This window comes from Quyinboa ferrireducens (assembly GCF_042436675.1).
Taxonomy (GTDB): Bacteria; Bacteroidota; Bacteroidia; order Bacteroidales; family UBA5342; genus JBHJHP01.
Genome location: NZ_JBHMVA010000008.1, coordinates 183,571 through 198,007, shown reverse-complemented (window position 1 = coordinate 198,007; position 14,437 = coordinate 183,571). Strand labels below are relative to the sequence as shown.

General features: G+C 40.7%; 14 protein-coding genes. 2 read left to right on the top strand and 12 right to left on the bottom strand.

Annotation, left to right across the window (positions count from 1 at the left end; genetic code table 11):
- Positions 1-208 precede the first annotated feature (208 nt).
- The 3 genes from ACE01N_RS12900 to accC all read right to left on the bottom strand — a co-directional run bounded on the left by ACE01N_RS12900 (position 209) and on the right by accC (position 3,891).
- Complete coding sequence (locus ACE01N_RS12900; RefSeq protein ID WP_380589544.1) at positions 209-1,750, bottom strand: acyl-CoA carboxylase subunit beta; 1,542 nt, start codon at positions 1,748-1,750, stop codon at positions 209-211.
- A 115-nt stretch (positions 1,751-1,865) separates the two neighbouring features.
- Positions 1,866-2,369, bottom strand: a complete 504-nt coding sequence (locus ACE01N_RS12895; RefSeq protein WP_380589541.1) for a biotin/lipoyl-containing protein — start codon at positions 2,367-2,369, stop codon at positions 1,866-1,868.
- Between the two features lie 10 nt (positions 2,370-2,379).
- On the bottom strand, positions 2,380-3,891 hold the full coding sequence (accC, locus tag ACE01N_RS12890; protein ID WP_380589538.1) for an acetyl-CoA carboxylase biotin carboxylase subunit: 1,512 nt from the start codon (positions 3,889-3,891) through the stop codon (positions 2,380-2,382).
- Positions 3,892-4,069: 178 nt separating this feature from the next.
- On the opposite strand from accC, the gene ACE01N_RS12885 reads away from it, so the two are divergent.
- On the top strand, positions 4,070-4,567 hold the full coding sequence (locus ACE01N_RS12885) for a YciI family protein (protein WP_380589535.1): 498 nt from the start codon (positions 4,070-4,072) through the stop codon (positions 4,565-4,567).
- Between the two features lie 26 nt (positions 4,568-4,593).
- Here the strand turns inward: ACE01N_RS12885 and ACE01N_RS12880 are convergent, their stop codons facing one another.
- On the bottom strand, positions 4,594-6,816 hold the full coding sequence (locus ACE01N_RS12880; protein ID WP_380589532.1) for an APC family permease: 2,223 nt from the start codon (positions 6,814-6,816) through the stop codon (positions 4,594-4,596).
- A gap of 158 nt (positions 6,817-6,974) precedes the next feature.
- Between ACE01N_RS12880 and ACE01N_RS12875 the strand changes: the two genes are divergently transcribed.
- Entirely contained in the window at positions 6,975-7,217 is a 243-nt protein-coding gene (locus ACE01N_RS12875) for a CDGSH iron-sulfur domain-containing protein (protein ID WP_380589529.1), read from the top strand.
- Between the two features lie 78 nt (positions 7,218-7,295).
- Here ACE01N_RS12875 and ACE01N_RS12870 read toward each other — a convergent pair whose 3' ends face one another.
- The 8 genes from ACE01N_RS12870 to ACE01N_RS12835 all read right to left on the bottom strand — a co-directional run bounded on the left by ACE01N_RS12870 (position 7,296) and on the right by ACE01N_RS12835 (position 14,435).
- Entirely contained in the window at positions 7,296-9,197 is a 1,902-nt protein-coding gene (locus ACE01N_RS12870) for an amidophosphoribosyltransferase (protein ID WP_380589526.1), read from the bottom strand.
- Positions 9,198-9,240: 43 nt separating this feature from the next.
- Entirely contained in the window at positions 9,241-9,780 is a 540-nt protein-coding gene (locus tag ACE01N_RS12865) for a hypothetical protein (RefSeq protein ID WP_380589523.1), read from the bottom strand.
- Positions 9,781-9,849: 69 nt separating this feature from the next.
- The gene (locus ACE01N_RS12860) at positions 9,850-10,692 is read right to left on the bottom strand and encodes a universal stress protein (RefSeq protein ID WP_380589520.1); all 843 of its coding nucleotides are present in this window, start codon (positions 10,690-10,692) and stop codon (positions 9,850-9,852) included.
- 142 nt (positions 10,693-10,834) lie between these two features.
- The gene (locus tag ACE01N_RS12855) at positions 10,835-11,035 is read right to left on the bottom strand and encodes a hypothetical protein (RefSeq protein WP_375720266.1); all 201 of its coding nucleotides are present in this window, start codon (positions 11,033-11,035) and stop codon (positions 10,835-10,837) included.
- 11 nt (positions 11,036-11,046) lie between these two features.
- A complete protein-coding gene (locus ACE01N_RS12850) occupies positions 11,047-11,622 on the bottom strand; it encodes an ATPase (protein ID WP_375728185.1) in 576 nt (191 codons plus the stop codon).
- Positions 11,623-11,673: 51 nt separating this feature from the next.
- Positions 11,674-12,684, bottom strand: a complete 1,011-nt coding sequence (locus ACE01N_RS12845) for a glycosyltransferase family 2 protein (RefSeq protein ID WP_380589515.1) — start codon at positions 12,682-12,684, stop codon at positions 11,674-11,676.
- Between the two features lie 57 nt (positions 12,685-12,741).
- A complete protein-coding gene (locus ACE01N_RS12840) occupies positions 12,742-13,641 on the bottom strand; it encodes a lysophospholipid acyltransferase family protein (RefSeq protein ID WP_380589512.1) in 900 nt (299 codons plus the stop codon).
- Entirely contained in the window at positions 13,638-14,435 is a 798-nt protein-coding gene (locus ACE01N_RS12835; RefSeq protein ID WP_380589509.1) for an inositol monophosphatase family protein, read from the bottom strand. Before ACE01N_RS12835 ends, ACE01N_RS12840 begins: the two co-directional genes overlap by 4 nt.
- Positions 14,436-14,437 lie beyond the last annotated feature (2 nt).

Below are 14,437 nucleotides of genomic sequence, written 5' to 3'. Positions count from 1 at the left end.
TTTGCCGTTATTAAAAATGACAGACTTTTTATACAAAACTATGTTAATCCCTTGTCCATATCATAAGAATAAGGAGGACAATATTAAACTTACTCAACCGAATACAACAATGGACTAATGGACTGTTCCTGAGTCTTCAAATTAACAGCTCCATGCCAAATAAAAAAGCTGTTCCGAAGAACAGCTTTTTATATCGTTAGCACCAAACTTACAACGGTATATTACCGTGTTTTTTAGGTGGATTACCGTCGCTCTTTGTTTTAGTCATATCCAGCGCCTGAATCAGTTTCAGACGGGTATCTTTTGGAAGAATTATTTCATCCACATAACCAAGTTCAGCAGCTTTATACGGATTTGCAAACGTATCCTTATATTCCTTAATGGCTTTTTCCCTGTCTTCGTTGGTTTTAATCTTATTCCGGTAGAGAATATTGATTGCACCATCAGCTCCCATTACTGCAATTTCTGCTGTAGGAAATGCATAGTTGACATCGGCTCCAATATGCTTGCTCGCCATCACATCGTAGGCACCTCCATAGGCCTTACGCGTAATGACAGTAATTTTAGGCACCGTGGCTTCAGCAAAAGCATACAAAAGTTTTGCTCCATGCTTAATGATCCCACCAAATTCCTGCAACATTCCAGGCAGAAAACCAGGAACATCCACAAATGTGACGATAGGAATATTAAAGGCATCACAGAAGCGTACAAACCGTGCACCCTTCACGGATGAATCAATATCAAGTACTCCTGCAAGATGTGCGGGCTGATTAGCTACAATACCCACGCTCCGCCCATTGAAACGGGCAAAACCAATGACGATATTCTGCGCATAATGCGGTTGAATTTCAAGAAAATTCTTCTCATCTACCACTTCGGTGATCAGCTCTTTAATATCGTATGGTTTATTCGGATCAGCCGGAATAAGGTTTTGTAACAATTCACTTTCCCTGTCAAGCGGATCCATTGTTGGAACAACAGGTGCTTCCTCCATATTATTGGATGGAATAAAGCTTAAGAGGTCGCGCAGCAACATCATGGCCTGAACATCATCTTCAGCCATCAAATGGGCCACACCACTTTTGCTGTTGTGTGCCATGGCACCTCCCAGATCTTCCTTTGTCACTTCTTCGTGTGTAACCGTTTTGATGACATCCGGTCCGGTCACAAACATGTAACTAGTATCACGAACCATCATGATAAAGTCTGTGAGTGCAGGCGAATATACTGCACCACCGGCACATGGGCCCATAATGGCAGATATCTGCGGTATAACACCGGATGCTTTCACATTCAGCTGGAAGATATCGGCATAACCGGCCAGACTTTGTACGCCTTCCTGTATGCGTGCACCTCCGGAATCGTTGAGGCCCAGAAGCGGAGCACCCATTTTCAGGGCCATTTTTTGTAATTTGACGATCTTGTCGGCGTTGGCACGGCTGAGAGTACCTCCAAACGTAGTAAAATCCTGAGCGAATACATAAACCAGACGCCCGTCTATTTTACCGTATCCTGTAACCACACCGTCTGAAGGGATTTTATTTTTATCCATTCCGAACTGGGCACAGCGGTGTGTTACCAGTTTATCGATTTCAACGAAGGTACCCGGATCCAGAAGATCGGATAATCTTTCCCTGGCCGTTTTTTTACCACCCTCATGTTGTTTTTCTATGCGCTCAACACCACCGCCTAAATCAGCCTCTGCACTACGCTTTTCAAACTCTTTGAATTTCTTTTCAAGTTCTGACATAATCTGATTTTATGTATTTTTCTTTAAGAATCAGGTATCAAGTATCAAGTATCAAGAAGTGATTTGTTACAGGTTACTATCACTGATTCACAACGTATGACTTACTTACAACTTTTTACTCTATCTCCAGCAACGGCTGGTGACCTTCTATCGTCTGGCCTTCCTTTACCATCACCTTTTTCACTTCACCATCAATACCAGACTTATACTCGCTTTCCATTTTCATGGCTGAAACAATGATCACTGGTTGTCCTGCCTTCACTTTATCACCTTTCTTTACAAGTAGTTTAACCACACGACCCGGCATCGGTGAAGAGACCGAGCCGGCACCGTCAATGCCCTGATTTTTGTTCCTGTTCTCCCTGTATTTAGTCTGCGCATCCACAATCTCAACATTGTATGAACGGTATTGCGTATTGACCATGTATTTACGCGATTCACTGCCGTGTATGAGTTCCACATTATAGGAATGATTTTTATGCAGCAATGAATAAACACCGCGTTCCACCATCGTTATATCAATTTCATACTCACGGTCATCAACAGACAATGTAGCTATGTTTCCCTTGATACTGACGATTTTTACATCTATTAATTCATTATTGATCTTTACTTCCATAACCTTCAAATTAGAGGCGAATCACACCCATTTTACGTCCGAACTCAATCCACTTTTTGGTTGTATCATCCTTCAGTTTATTTTCTGAAGTTGCCAGATTACGGTGATAATCAATCAGAGAAACAATAGCGGCAATATCCCTGCAACGTTCATGGCTTCCACCTTCAGTTTGCATCAGCTCATCCATATTGTTGTCGATAAAGTGGGTATCGTAGTTTCCGTTTTTAAAATCTTCGTGATTCATAATTCTTTTCAGAAAACCGATTGAGGTTTTTACCCCGGTAATTTTATACTCGTGAAGAGCCCGTTTCATACGGGCAATAGCATCTTCACGAGTTCTGTCCCAAACGATCAGTTTAGAGATCATCGGGTCATAAAAAAGGGGTATTTCGTATCCTTCGTAAACATAGCCATCGGTACGTACCCCTAAGCCTTTCGGTTCAGTAATATGCTTTATTAATCCCGGACTCGGCATAAAATTGTTATCCGGATCCTCAGCATATATTCGGCACTCTATCGCATGACCAGTTTGTTTAATATCATTCTGAGTGTATGGTAATTTTTCTCCCTGAGCCACAAGAATCTGCAGCTTAACAAGGTCAACACCTACCACACGTTCGGTAATCGGATGCTCCACCTGAAGGCGCGTATTCATTTCAAGAAAAAAGTAGTTACCACTGTTGTCAACCAGAAATTCAATGGTACCAGCGCCTTCATAACTCACGGCTTTAGCAGCTGCTACAGCAGCTTCACCCATCTGAGCCCTTAATTCAGGTGTCATTAATGGAGAAGGTGTCTCCTCCACCACTTTCTGGTGGCGGCGTTGTACTGAACATTCACGTTCACACAGATGGATGGCATTTCCATGACTGTCTGCCATCACCTGAAATTCAATGTGATGAGGTGATTCAATGTATTTTTCAATATAAACAGCGTCATCGCCAAAAGCAGCACTGGCTTCCGACCTTGCTGCATTAATTCCCGACAACAGGTCTTCTGCTTTTCGAACCAAGCGCATTCCTTTCCCACCACCTCCGGCAGAGGCTTTTACCATAACCGGAAAGCCGATTTCCTGTACTACTTTATTTACATCCTTTTCACCCACAATCTTTTTCTGCGTTCCCGGAACAACCGGAACACCAGCATTGATCATGGTCTGACGGGCAGTTATTTTATCTCCCATCGTTGAAATAGCCTGGGCAGATGGACCTATAAAAATAATCCCCTGCTTCCTGCATCGTTTAGCAAACTCTGCATTCTCAGACAAAAATCCGTAGCCCGGGTGAATAGCATCAGCACCGGAATCTTTGGCAACCTGTAAAATTTTAGTGATTGATAAATAACTCTCGTTTGAGGGTGACGGGCCTAAAAAATATGCATAATCAGCGTACCTGACATGCAATGAATTACGGTCTGCTTCTGAGTAAACAGCCACTGTTTTAATCCCCATCTCTCTGCAGGAACGGATAATTCGAACTGCAATCTCCCCCCGGTTAGCAATTAAGACTTTCTTTATGTCCATATATTGATTTTTAAAGACGATCTCTATCTACCGGTAGTTTTTTGAATTACCTTAGAGTAAAACATCTGATTAATATAATTGTTCTGTCCCAACGTTCTTAAACACATCAATATCGGGCGAACCCAAACAGAGTAAGAACATTTAAAAGTAGTAATTGTTTTTATATAAAAAACTATATATGATGAAAATAAAATCTATCCTCCTCACAATCAATCTCTTGATTTTAACAATTTTTATAAGTTCGTGCCATAACACCTCAAAAAACACCACAAGCAGTGAATCGGAAATTGTAGTAAAAGACTCTGTACTGGCAAAAAAACTACAGGCCGACGACTATGGAATGAAGCAATATGTCATAGCATTTTTAAAATCAGGTCCTAACAGAAGTCAAACAGAAGAAGAGGCCCAAGACATCCAGCGCGCTCATCTTGACAATATAAAACGCCTGGCAGAAAAGGGTGTTCTTGTAATGGCTGGTCCCTTTTTAGATAACGGTGAATTAAGAGGTATTTATATTTTTAACGTGGAATCCATTGAAGCTGCCAGAGAATTAACAGAAACCGATCCGGCAGTAAAAGCGGGCAGACTGATTATGGAACTACACCCGTGGTACGGTTCGGCAGCGATACAGGAACTACCTGAAATACATGAACGTATTGCGATGAAAGATATATAGATTGTACAGACACACTAATAGCCTGTCTATACAATCTCCTTATCCTTATAGGCATTTACAAAAAGAATATTCGATGTATCATTAAACGATGTAAAATAGTCAAGACCACGTTTCAGATCATCGGTAGTAAACCCAACAATGGTCAAATCGGCATCCTCGGAATAGCGTGAAATAATGCGATGCGGATCCTTACCGTTTTCAAACGGGATCAGCTCTACATTGGACGGTGAAATTGGCAAACGTCCCGACTTGATCAGTTCCATCAGCGCGGCTTTCTTATGCTCCACATCCTCCTGAGGTGTCAGTGAAAAAATCTTGATAATCCCGTTTTTCCAATCCGGATGCCCCAGAATAATATACGCCAGCAGAATCATCAGGTTCGAATTATCGTAATCTTTTTCACTGATCCAGATATGTATGGTCTGATGATAACCAAATCCTTTATAGGTTGTATTCAGAATGCATACGTCAAATGCTCCCGATTGAATTAAACTGTAATTGTCCAATGCATTTTTAAGCGAATCCGGTTCAGTATGCGAAAACTCAAACAAAATCATATTGTTTCCCTTTCCCGATATACTGTTCAACTGAATAACCTGTGCAATGGCAGAAGTATAGGAAGGACTGATAATGGTATCGAGGTAAACCCTGTTTTTACTGCCACTTGCCAGTTTGATTAACCGTTCAAGAACCACTTTCGATTCATCGCTGGTTTTCCGGTTCAGCAAACCTTTAATATAATGAATGTATGTACCGAATCCATATTTGTACGAGATCCACCGGACAAGGTCAAAAGCACTGCGCCTTTTAAAGGTATCTTCGGAAATACAGATCAAAAACGGCCGCCAGCTAACTTCCCTGTCCTCTTTATTGGCACGCTGTGCAAACACCTGCAGTGACCGGCTCAACTGAAAAACCACGCCTTTAAATAGTTTTTGCAACCCTTTCTTCTCTTTATTATTTACACTGACCCAATGATAAAACAGTGCCATCAATAATAAGGAAAGAGCTGCATACGGCAGGTTCATTTTAAACATAAGCCAGAAAGACAATAAACCTCCGATTAATGAATAATACCACCTGTTATGTTTGAATGTTGGCCGGTATGACGGATCAGCAGCAAAATGTTCCAGGAAGGAAATAAGACAGATGGCACCATAGGTCACCATAAAAAACATGGAGATAACCTTCGCCACAAAATCCACATCGCCCATTACCACAAAAACAAAAGCAATGATAATGGTGATCACAGAACCGTTTATTGGCTCATTATCATTCTCACGGCCTTTTGACAGCCAGTTATTAAACCACGTTTTGGGGAATACATTATCGTACCCAATTGCCTGAAGCGTTCTCGGTGCAATCATAATTGAGCCTAAAGCCGAAGAGAGCGATGCAGCAGCCAGGCCAATGGGAATAATCGGTCCCCATAATGCAATATCCTGCATGATCAGCTGATTTGAAGCCAGATCTTCCGGAGAAGCACTTATGGCCAGTTTATAAGCCACACCAACGTATATCAGCATTCCAACCACTGTAGCCCAGATTGTTCCCTTAGGGATTGATTTTTGCGGATCCTTAAGGTCTCCGGATAAGCCTATTCCTGCTGCCAAACCGGTAAATGCCGGGAAAATAATTGTAAACACATAAAAAAAGCTGTCCGGTGCGAGAATATGTTCACTGGGATTAAATTCAGTGCCCGGCTTTATGGTATGACCCAAAAAGAACATCCCCAATGCTACAAACAAAATAGCCACCACAAAATACAATGCCTTAACACCAAGATTAGCGCCTTTAGTCAGGATCAGAACCGCCAGAATGGCCATGGTGACAATCTTAATCCATTGTACATGAATAACGAATCCTGTAGATTCCGAAATATAGTTCAGTAACGGATGAAAAGCCTCTCCAAAAGCAATGATGTAAAATGCCACACTGATGGCCTGCGAAAGATAAAGTGAAAACCCTACGGCTCCTCCAATATTTAAACCAAAGGAACGCGAAATAATATAATAGGCTCCTCCACCCTGTACGCGCTGATTTGTTGCTATTTCAGCTACGGCCAACGCTGTCGGGATCGTTACCAGATGTCCGATTAATATGATGGTCAGAACGCCTATAAGACCAAGGTTACCGACGGCATACCCGAACCTTAAAAAAAGAATTGCTCCAAGTATTGTGGATATAGCTGTCAGGAAAACAGGCCAGGTGCCAAATGTTGCATTTTTATTTACAAGAGACTTTGCCATAAAAAGGTTATTTCAGTAAAAATAAAATATTTAACCACACAAAGCAAGATAATATCTCTGTTGTTCAAATGTTTGTAAAACAGCGTTAAAAGCTTTAAATTTACTAAACTTTTAATCCTTCCACCATGTTCGATGTCATAAACTAAAAAATAAGACAGATGAAAAAAGGACAAATTGCTGGAAAAGCACCCAGAGCATTTGAAATTGAAAAAGGTAAAACCTACGTATGGTGCAGATGTGGCCGGTCTGCCAATCAACCGTTTTGCGATGGTTCACATAAGGTAACTGAATTTACTCCTGTAATATTTAAGGCAGAAGAAACAAAAAAGGTATTTTTCTGTATGTGCAAACAAACTTCCACACCTCCGTTCTGTGATGGAACACACAATACCTTGAAGTAAATACAAAATACAGTAGTATAAGTAAAAAAACACTCCTCTGAAAACCAGAAGAGTGTTCACATATTTTCATAACGGTTATCAGTATGCCCGCTGATTTTTACCTTCGACGTAATTGATAAATGCTGTATTAACTACCTTATTGCCACCGGGTGTTGGATAATCGCCGGTAAAATACCAGTCGCCCCTGTCGTTGGGACAAGCTTCATGCAGATTTTCCACCGTCTGATAAACAATCTGTACTTCGGCCTGCATATCTTCAGGAGTCAGCATTTTGGCAATTTTAGCAGAAACCTCTTCATCTGTAAACCCGGCATAAATCTCTTTTACATAATTTACAATTTCTTCTTTCGGAAGATATTGCTGAGCCTTACATTTTTCATAAACGTCATCAATAACCTTTTGCTTGCCCTGATCCTTTAACAGTTGTATTGCTGCGCTGAATGCACAAAAATCGCCCAGCTTTGCCATATCAATACCATAGCAATCCGGATAACGGATCTGTGGTGCAGATGACACAATGACGATTTTCTTTGGATGCAGCCTGTCAAGAATCTTCAGGATACTTTGCTTTAGTGTTGTACCGCGTACAATGGAATCATCAATAATTACAAGGTTATCCTTCTCGTTCTGCACTATACCGTACGTTACATCATACACGTGTGCCACCATTTCATCGCGGTTATCATCATCCGTAATGAAGGTACGCATTTTAACATCCTTAACTGCTATTTTCTCTGAGCGGTGCGTCATAGAAAGAATCTTATGAATTTCATTCTCATCAGCATCCGGTCCAAGTTCCTTCAGTTTGGCAATTTTCCATTCGTTCAGTTGTTTCTCTAATCCGCGCATCATCCCCAGAAATGCAGTTTCTGCTGTATTCGGAATATATGAAAACACGGTATTTTCTATGTCGTGATCCACCGCTTCCATCACCTGTGGAATAAGCAACTCTCCAAGGCGTTTGCGTTCATTATAGATCATCTTATCGCTGCCCCTGGAAAAATAAATACGCTCAAAGGAACATGACAGGCGTTTGTGCGGCACACGAACCATTTCTTCACTAACCGTACCATCCTTTTTAATGATCAGGGCATGCCCCGGCTGAACTTCGTTCACCTCATTCCAGCGGACTTTAAAAGCAGTCTGAATCACAGGCCGCTCAGATGCTACCACAACAACTTCGTCATTCTTATAATAAAATGCAGGTCTGATTCCCCATGGATCTCGCGTTACAAAAGCATCACCGTGTCCGATAATACCGGCTATTACATAACCACCATCCCAACGCTTACTTGACTGCTCCATAATCTTTGCAATGTCAAGGTTTTTTTCAATCAGTGACGAGATCTCCCTGTTCGTAAAACGTTCATTCTTAAACTTCCTGAACAAAAACTGATTTTCTTCATCCAGAAAATGACCTATATTCTCAAGAACTGTTTCAGTGTCTGTATAACTTTTAGGATGCTGACCCAACTCAATCAAGTGATTGAAGATCTCATCTACATTGGTCATATTAAAATTCCCTGCCAGAGCCAGGTTACGGGATTTCCAGTTATTATTTCGCATAACCGGATGACAAAAATCAACTGAATTACGACCGAATGTCCCATAGCGAAGATGCCCAAGGTAAACGTCACCTACGAATGGAAGGTTATCTTTTACCCACGGTATATCCTGATATTTGGATGGATCATCGTTGGTAAACTCATCGAATGAGCCATAAATATTTTTAAAGATGGCCTGGATCGGATTCTGTTTAATGGAGCGTTCCCTGAATATATACTCCGTTCCGGGACGCTGATCTATTTTAACACTCACCACACCGGCACCATCCTGGCCACGGTTGTGCTGTTTTTCCATCATTAAATACAACCGGTTAAGGCCATACATCCACGAACCATACTTCTCCTTATAATACTCAATGGGCTTGAGTAAACGGATCAGCGCAATCCCACATTCATGTTTAATCTGATCACTCATCGAACTTAAGTTGCTTTATATCAATCAAAAAAGGCAGTATCCACTACTGCCCTTCATTATATTCTTGTTCTGTATTCCTCTTCAGCTCGGGAAACTTAATCATGGCCGGCACAACCGATATATCATCGGCCATATCGGGAAAAGCCTTCTTGTACCTGGCTTCCATCTTCATCGCCTCACTCTGCGTCCTGAAATTTCCTGCCTGTACCCTCCAGTATGGGGTAAAGAAGAGCACCTCCACGTTGGCATCCGCTCCAAACTTCTGATATACCATGGCTTCAATCTGAAATGCCTTATCCTTAGAAAGCTTCTGGGAGTTTCCCCTGTATAACTGGACCCTGAAACCAGGAATTCCATCTTTACGTTTATTGATATTCTTTTGTATATCAAAAATTTTATCCAGCCTTTTGTCCCTGTAATAATGCACAACACCACCATCAGTAGAGGAAGCATAAATAAAATTAGTGGAATCAGCGTTTTCAGAGCGCGTCGTTTCAGGATTTGTTACGACCATATTTGTCTGACCAGCAGCTACAAACACAGTTGAAAACAATACGAAAAATGCTAAAAAATTCTTTAACATGATATCCCTGAATTTGAGCTGCAAAAATAGGTAATTAAAATGATGTTTCAGAATAAAAAGTTTTAATTATTAATCTAAAATGTTAACCGGTACACATAATAACGGGCATTCAGCCTGATGTAGTATGTATTTCACAGAAACGGATAACATCTGGCCCAGAATATCATCTGTCATATCTGATACAAATGCTATCATATCCGCTCCCTCTTCTTTTGAAACGGCAACAATTTTTTGTGGCACTTCAACAGATACCAGCTCTTTGGATGAACATTTCAGATCACGCTCCCTGAAATATTCAAGCGTTTGTTTGACATATATCTGAACCTTGGCCAGCATTTCTTCGTAAGGACTGTCCGTAATTCCCAGCACCAAAATTTCAGCATCCAGTTCTTTTGCCAATGCAGCAACAACAGGAACTTTAACCCGGGTATCCGATTTATCTTCAATCGGAAGAAGGATCTTCCTTACAGGTCTTGTTTCCATGCTTTTCCTGACCGCAAAAACAGGCTTTTCAGCAGCTGCAACAATTCGGTATGCATTACTGCCAACGAGATAATCCTTTAAAGACGTATTACCCTGTAATCCGGTTAAAATGGCATACACATCCTCCGCCTCGCTTTCCTCTATTATTTCATGGGTTATACTGCCATGTCGGATCACAAATTCAAATTTTCCGCCGGCTTTATAGTCAGGTTTAAAATTTTTGACAACACTTTCAAGATGCGATTTTATCTCATCATCAGGAAATTGTTCTTCGTTTGATGTTGAAAATCCCAGGTAATAGCTTTTTTTCTTTTTCACATGGATCAACCGGATAGATAATCCTACGGCATTCGCCAGTTCTAATGCCTGCTTAACCGCAGACATAGACTCTTCAGAGAAATCGACAGGAACCAGTAGTGTTTTCATCATTTAATATTTTTCAGGCACGTAAGTGTGCACGGTTTAATATATTCAATCCGTATAAACAGCTTTCTTGTTCTCTAAAGATATGACAAAAAGGACATAAAAAAACCGGATAAGTTTATCCGGTTTTTTAGTCCCTTCGTTCGTTTTAATTTTTTCTGAATGGGCTTTCTTTAGTTACTGAACCATCGGGTAATTCATAATAAATTTCCCCGTTTCTCGAGAAAACCAGTGGGATCCCCATCTTACGGTTTTCTTTTTTTACAGTTTTAATGGCTTCGTTTCCGATTTTCTCAATCTCAACGCCAATTTGGAAAACTTCCAAATCATCCATTTTTTCAAACCTCATAAAAAAATACATTACATTACGTCCTGCAAATATAAATCAAAAATCTCATTGTTCTTGACGATGTAGTCATTTTTTTTGCCAAAGGCAACTTCCATGAACTTATCATCCGAGTTAAAAAACATGTACCAGTTGTCCACTTCATGACGGTACTGATTCCAGAAATTCCGCTTACTACGGTAGAAGCGGCGTACTACATCAGCATCGGGAACATAGTGTCCACCTTTAATAACTCTTTCCTTAATTCTTTCAATACAAATTCTTGGGTGCTCCAAAAAAACAAAAATAATGGTGATCTTATATCCATTTTCTCTAATCTTTGGCCAATACCTGTGAAAGTAAGAACCTGAAAGGGTACTCTCTATTAAAATATTATTTCCCTTTTCAATATTTCCATATAATCGTTGAAAAAACACCCTGCCTGCGGATAGCTTGGCTGATTCCATTTCCGTTGGATTCAGCTCCCGTGCTATCTCATCTGCATTTATAAAAATATAGTCGTTTTGCTTTAAAAACTGTCGTGCAAACGTACTTTTACCGGAACCGTTAGGCCCGGCTGCAATAAACAAATGTTTTTCCTGATCATCCATGTGCTCTGTTTAAGCTAATTATAAAACCACTCTTCTCTTGTTTTGTTCTGACTATTTAGAAAGAGCAGAATATTTCCGTATCTTTTTAAAATAATAGGTCAATACAATTGATCCCTGCATAACAAGTTTTTTACCGGAGCTATCCGAACCGGAACTTATGAGAGGGGTATAAAATTTCTTCAGTTTAAAAAACTCCCTGTGCGCCCTGTAAACCGCCATTAAATGTGCCGGACTATCAGTAAATAAAAATTTAACCGCAGCAATTCCATCCAGAATCAAACGCTTAAAAAGAATTTTGTTCCAGTCTGCCTTTTCGGTGTTTTTATACATACACAACAGACTATTCCTGAAATTCAAAAAGGTTTTGTGTGGATTTCCCATAGCCAGCGAGGCGCCTCCAACATGGTAAATTACCGATTCCGGTATGTTCACAACTTTATATCCACTGTTGTTTGCCTGCCAGCAAAAATCAATCTCTTCCATGTGGGCAAAAAAGCGTTCATCCAGTCCACCAAGTTCTTTGTACACCGATGCTCTTGTTACCATGCAGGCACCACTGACCCACAGACATTCTGCATTGGTATCATACTGTCCTTCATCTTTCTCAACCGTATTAAACATACGACCACGACAGTACGGATAAGCATATTTATCAATGAAGCCACCAGCTGCTCCGGCATATTCAAATTTTGTTTTATCCTTATAGTCCAGAATTTTGGGACCGCAAACGGCCGCCTCCGAATGAGTATCAAGAAAGGATATAAGTGGTTTAAGCCAATCTTTTGTCACCTCCACATCAGAATTCAGCAATACGTAATATTCTGCATCTAGCTGCTCAAGGGCTTTATTGTAACCTAATGCAAATCCGTAATTTTCTTTGAGTGGCAAAATCTGAACCTTAGGATATGTCTTTTTTACAAATTCAACAGAGTCATCCGTTGAACCATTATCAGCTACAACCACAACAGTATCCTTATCGGCAGAATACTTTGTTACCGAAGGCAGGAACTGCTCCAGCAAGGCTTTTCCATTCCAGTTTAATATGACAACAGCGACTTTCATTTATAAGACTTAAGACATAAGATCCAAGACATAAGATTTATTTTTTGTTCACTAAGTTTACAACTCCTCCGCGATCACCTCTTCCGGCTTTTTGCGTTTCCAGCGTTTATGAGACCACAACCAGAGTTCCGGTCTTTCTCTTATATCGTTTTCCAGCAATTCAAAGTATTTTCTGGTAATCTCATGTGGCTCCGTTTTGGAAGCATCGTCAAACATAGGAATAATTTCTGTCTCGTAATAACCACGACGAACTTTTTTCATCTTCATATACCCCACTGCAGCACCCAATTTCTGAGCAATTTTCTCACCCCCTTCAAAAACGGCTGTGTCCTGATTCAAAAATTTCACCCAGTACCGAACATCAAAACTTCCCGGGTTCTGATCCGCTATTAATCCGGAAACACTTCGTTTCCCTTCGTTGTGAAATTTAATAATTTCACGGGCTGAGCGTTTCATCGGAATTGGAGTCACACCGAAACGCTGTCTGATTTTCAAAAAATAACGATCAAAATACTTGTTTTTAAGTGGCTTATAAACCGTAAAACACTGTAAATTCTCAATCCAGAGTGGCATGGAAGTTATCCATTCCCAATTGGCATAATGCCCCAAAAAAATAATGACATCCCTGCCGTTTTTATTGGCATCTGCAATCAGTTCAAGATTCCTGAATGTGCACCGTTTTTTTAAGGCCGGCTTATTGAATGCATCCAGTTTCAGCGACTCTATAAAATAGTCGGCCAGATGCTTATAATACTTTTTAGTAATGGCATGAATCCATTCAGGTTCTTTTTCAGGAAATGCCCTTTTTAAGTTTTTGGCGACAACCCGCTTGCGGTAGCCTGCAATGTAATACATCACAACGTACAGAAAATCTGCCAGAACGTACCATACGCGAAGAGGCAACCATAAAAACGGTCGAAAAAAAATGAGAAAGATGTAAAAGCCTAATGCCTTCATTTTTTTGTCATAATGGTACTGACTGCTTCAAAAAATTCAGGAAAGACCTTCGGTGCGGCAGCAACCATTTCTTTGCCGAAAAGATAATTTCCGGTCCCCTTAAAATCCGATACCTTACCGCCACTCTGCTCTACCAAAAAAGCTCCTGCTGCCACATCCCATGGGTTCAGGTTATACTCATAAAATGCATCGTACCGGCCTGCTGCCACATACGCCAAATCAATTGCGGCGGATCCTAAACGGCGTACCCCATGCGATTTTTCCATGAAAAAGATCAACGATGCCATAAAGTTTTCCAGTAAGCCAAATGCCTTGTAAGGAAACCCGGTTGCTATGAGTGCATCGCTTAACTTTGCACAGCCGGAATTACGGACTTCTTTGTCATTGATAAATACTTTTCCGCCTTTCCAACTGTAAAAACACTCATCGCTGAACATCTCAAGAACCACTCCGATCACTATTTCATCATTTTCCTGCAGGGCCACACTAATGCTGAATGGCGGCGATGCATGCATGAAGTTAGTGGTTCCGTCTATCGGATCAATAATCCAGTTATAAACCTCACCTTTTTTGTCCGATGTTCCTTCTTCGGCTATAAACCCTGCTTCGGGAAGAATCCTGCCCAACCCCTCTACCAAACGTTTCTCTGACAGCTTATCGAATTTAGTCACAAAATCGTTCTTGCCTTTTATCTCAATATCATCACTGGTCATCGATTTGCGCTCACTCATAATAAAGCGGCCTGTTTCTCTAACAAGTTTAACAACCTCGTCGCATACATTTTTATAATCCATTC

Excerpts from the sequence above, each read along its gene's own strand:
- ACE01N_RS12900 (WP_380589544.1), bottom strand. The coding sequence starts at position 1,750 with ATGTCAGAACTTGAAAAGAAATTCAAAGAGTTTGAAAAGCGTAGTGCA.
- ACE01N_RS12895 (WP_380589541.1), bottom strand. The coding sequence starts at position 2,369 with ATGGAAGTAAAGATCAATAATGAATTAATAGATGTAAAAATCGTCAGT.
- accC (WP_380589538.1), bottom strand. The coding sequence starts at position 3,891 with ATGGACATAAAGAAAGTCTTAATTGCTAACCGGGGGGAGATTGCAGTT.
- ACE01N_RS12885 (WP_380589535.1), top strand. The coding sequence starts at position 4,070 with ATGATGAAAATAAAATCTATCCTCCTCACAATCAATCTCTTGATTTTA.
- ACE01N_RS12880 (WP_380589532.1), bottom strand. The coding sequence starts at position 6,816 with ATGGCAAAGTCTCTTGTAAATAAAAATGCAACATTTGGCACCTGGCCT.
- ACE01N_RS12875 (WP_380589529.1), top strand. The coding sequence starts at position 6,975 with ATGAAAAAAGGACAAATTGCTGGAAAAGCACCCAGAGCATTTGAAATT.
- ACE01N_RS12870 (WP_380589526.1), bottom strand. The coding sequence starts at position 9,197 with ATGAGTGATCAGATTAAACATGAATGTGGGATTGCGCTGATCCGTTTA.
- ACE01N_RS12865 (WP_380589523.1), bottom strand. The coding sequence starts at position 9,780 with ATGTTAAAGAATTTTTTAGCATTTTTCGTATTGTTTTCAACTGTGTTT.
- ACE01N_RS12860 (WP_380589520.1), bottom strand. The coding sequence starts at position 10,692 with ATGATGAAAACACTACTGGTTCCTGTCGATTTCTCTGAAGAGTCTATG.
- ACE01N_RS12855 (WP_375720266.1), bottom strand. The coding sequence starts at position 11,035 with ATGAGGTTTGAAAAAATGGATGATTTGGAAGTTTTCCAAATTGGCGTT.
- ACE01N_RS12850 (WP_375728185.1), bottom strand. The coding sequence starts at position 11,622 with ATGGATGATCAGGAAAAACATTTGTTTATTGCAGCCGGGCCTAACGGT.
- ACE01N_RS12845 (WP_380589515.1), bottom strand. The coding sequence starts at position 12,684 with ATGAAAGTCGCTGTTGTCATATTAAACTGGAATGGAAAAGCCTTGCTG.
- ACE01N_RS12840 (WP_380589512.1), bottom strand. The coding sequence starts at position 13,641 with ATGAAGGCATTAGGCTTTTACATCTTTCTCATTTTTTTTCGACCGTTT.
- ACE01N_RS12835 (WP_380589509.1), bottom strand. The coding sequence starts at position 14,435 with ATGGATTATAAAAATGTATGCGACGAGGTTGTTAAACTTGTTAGAGAA.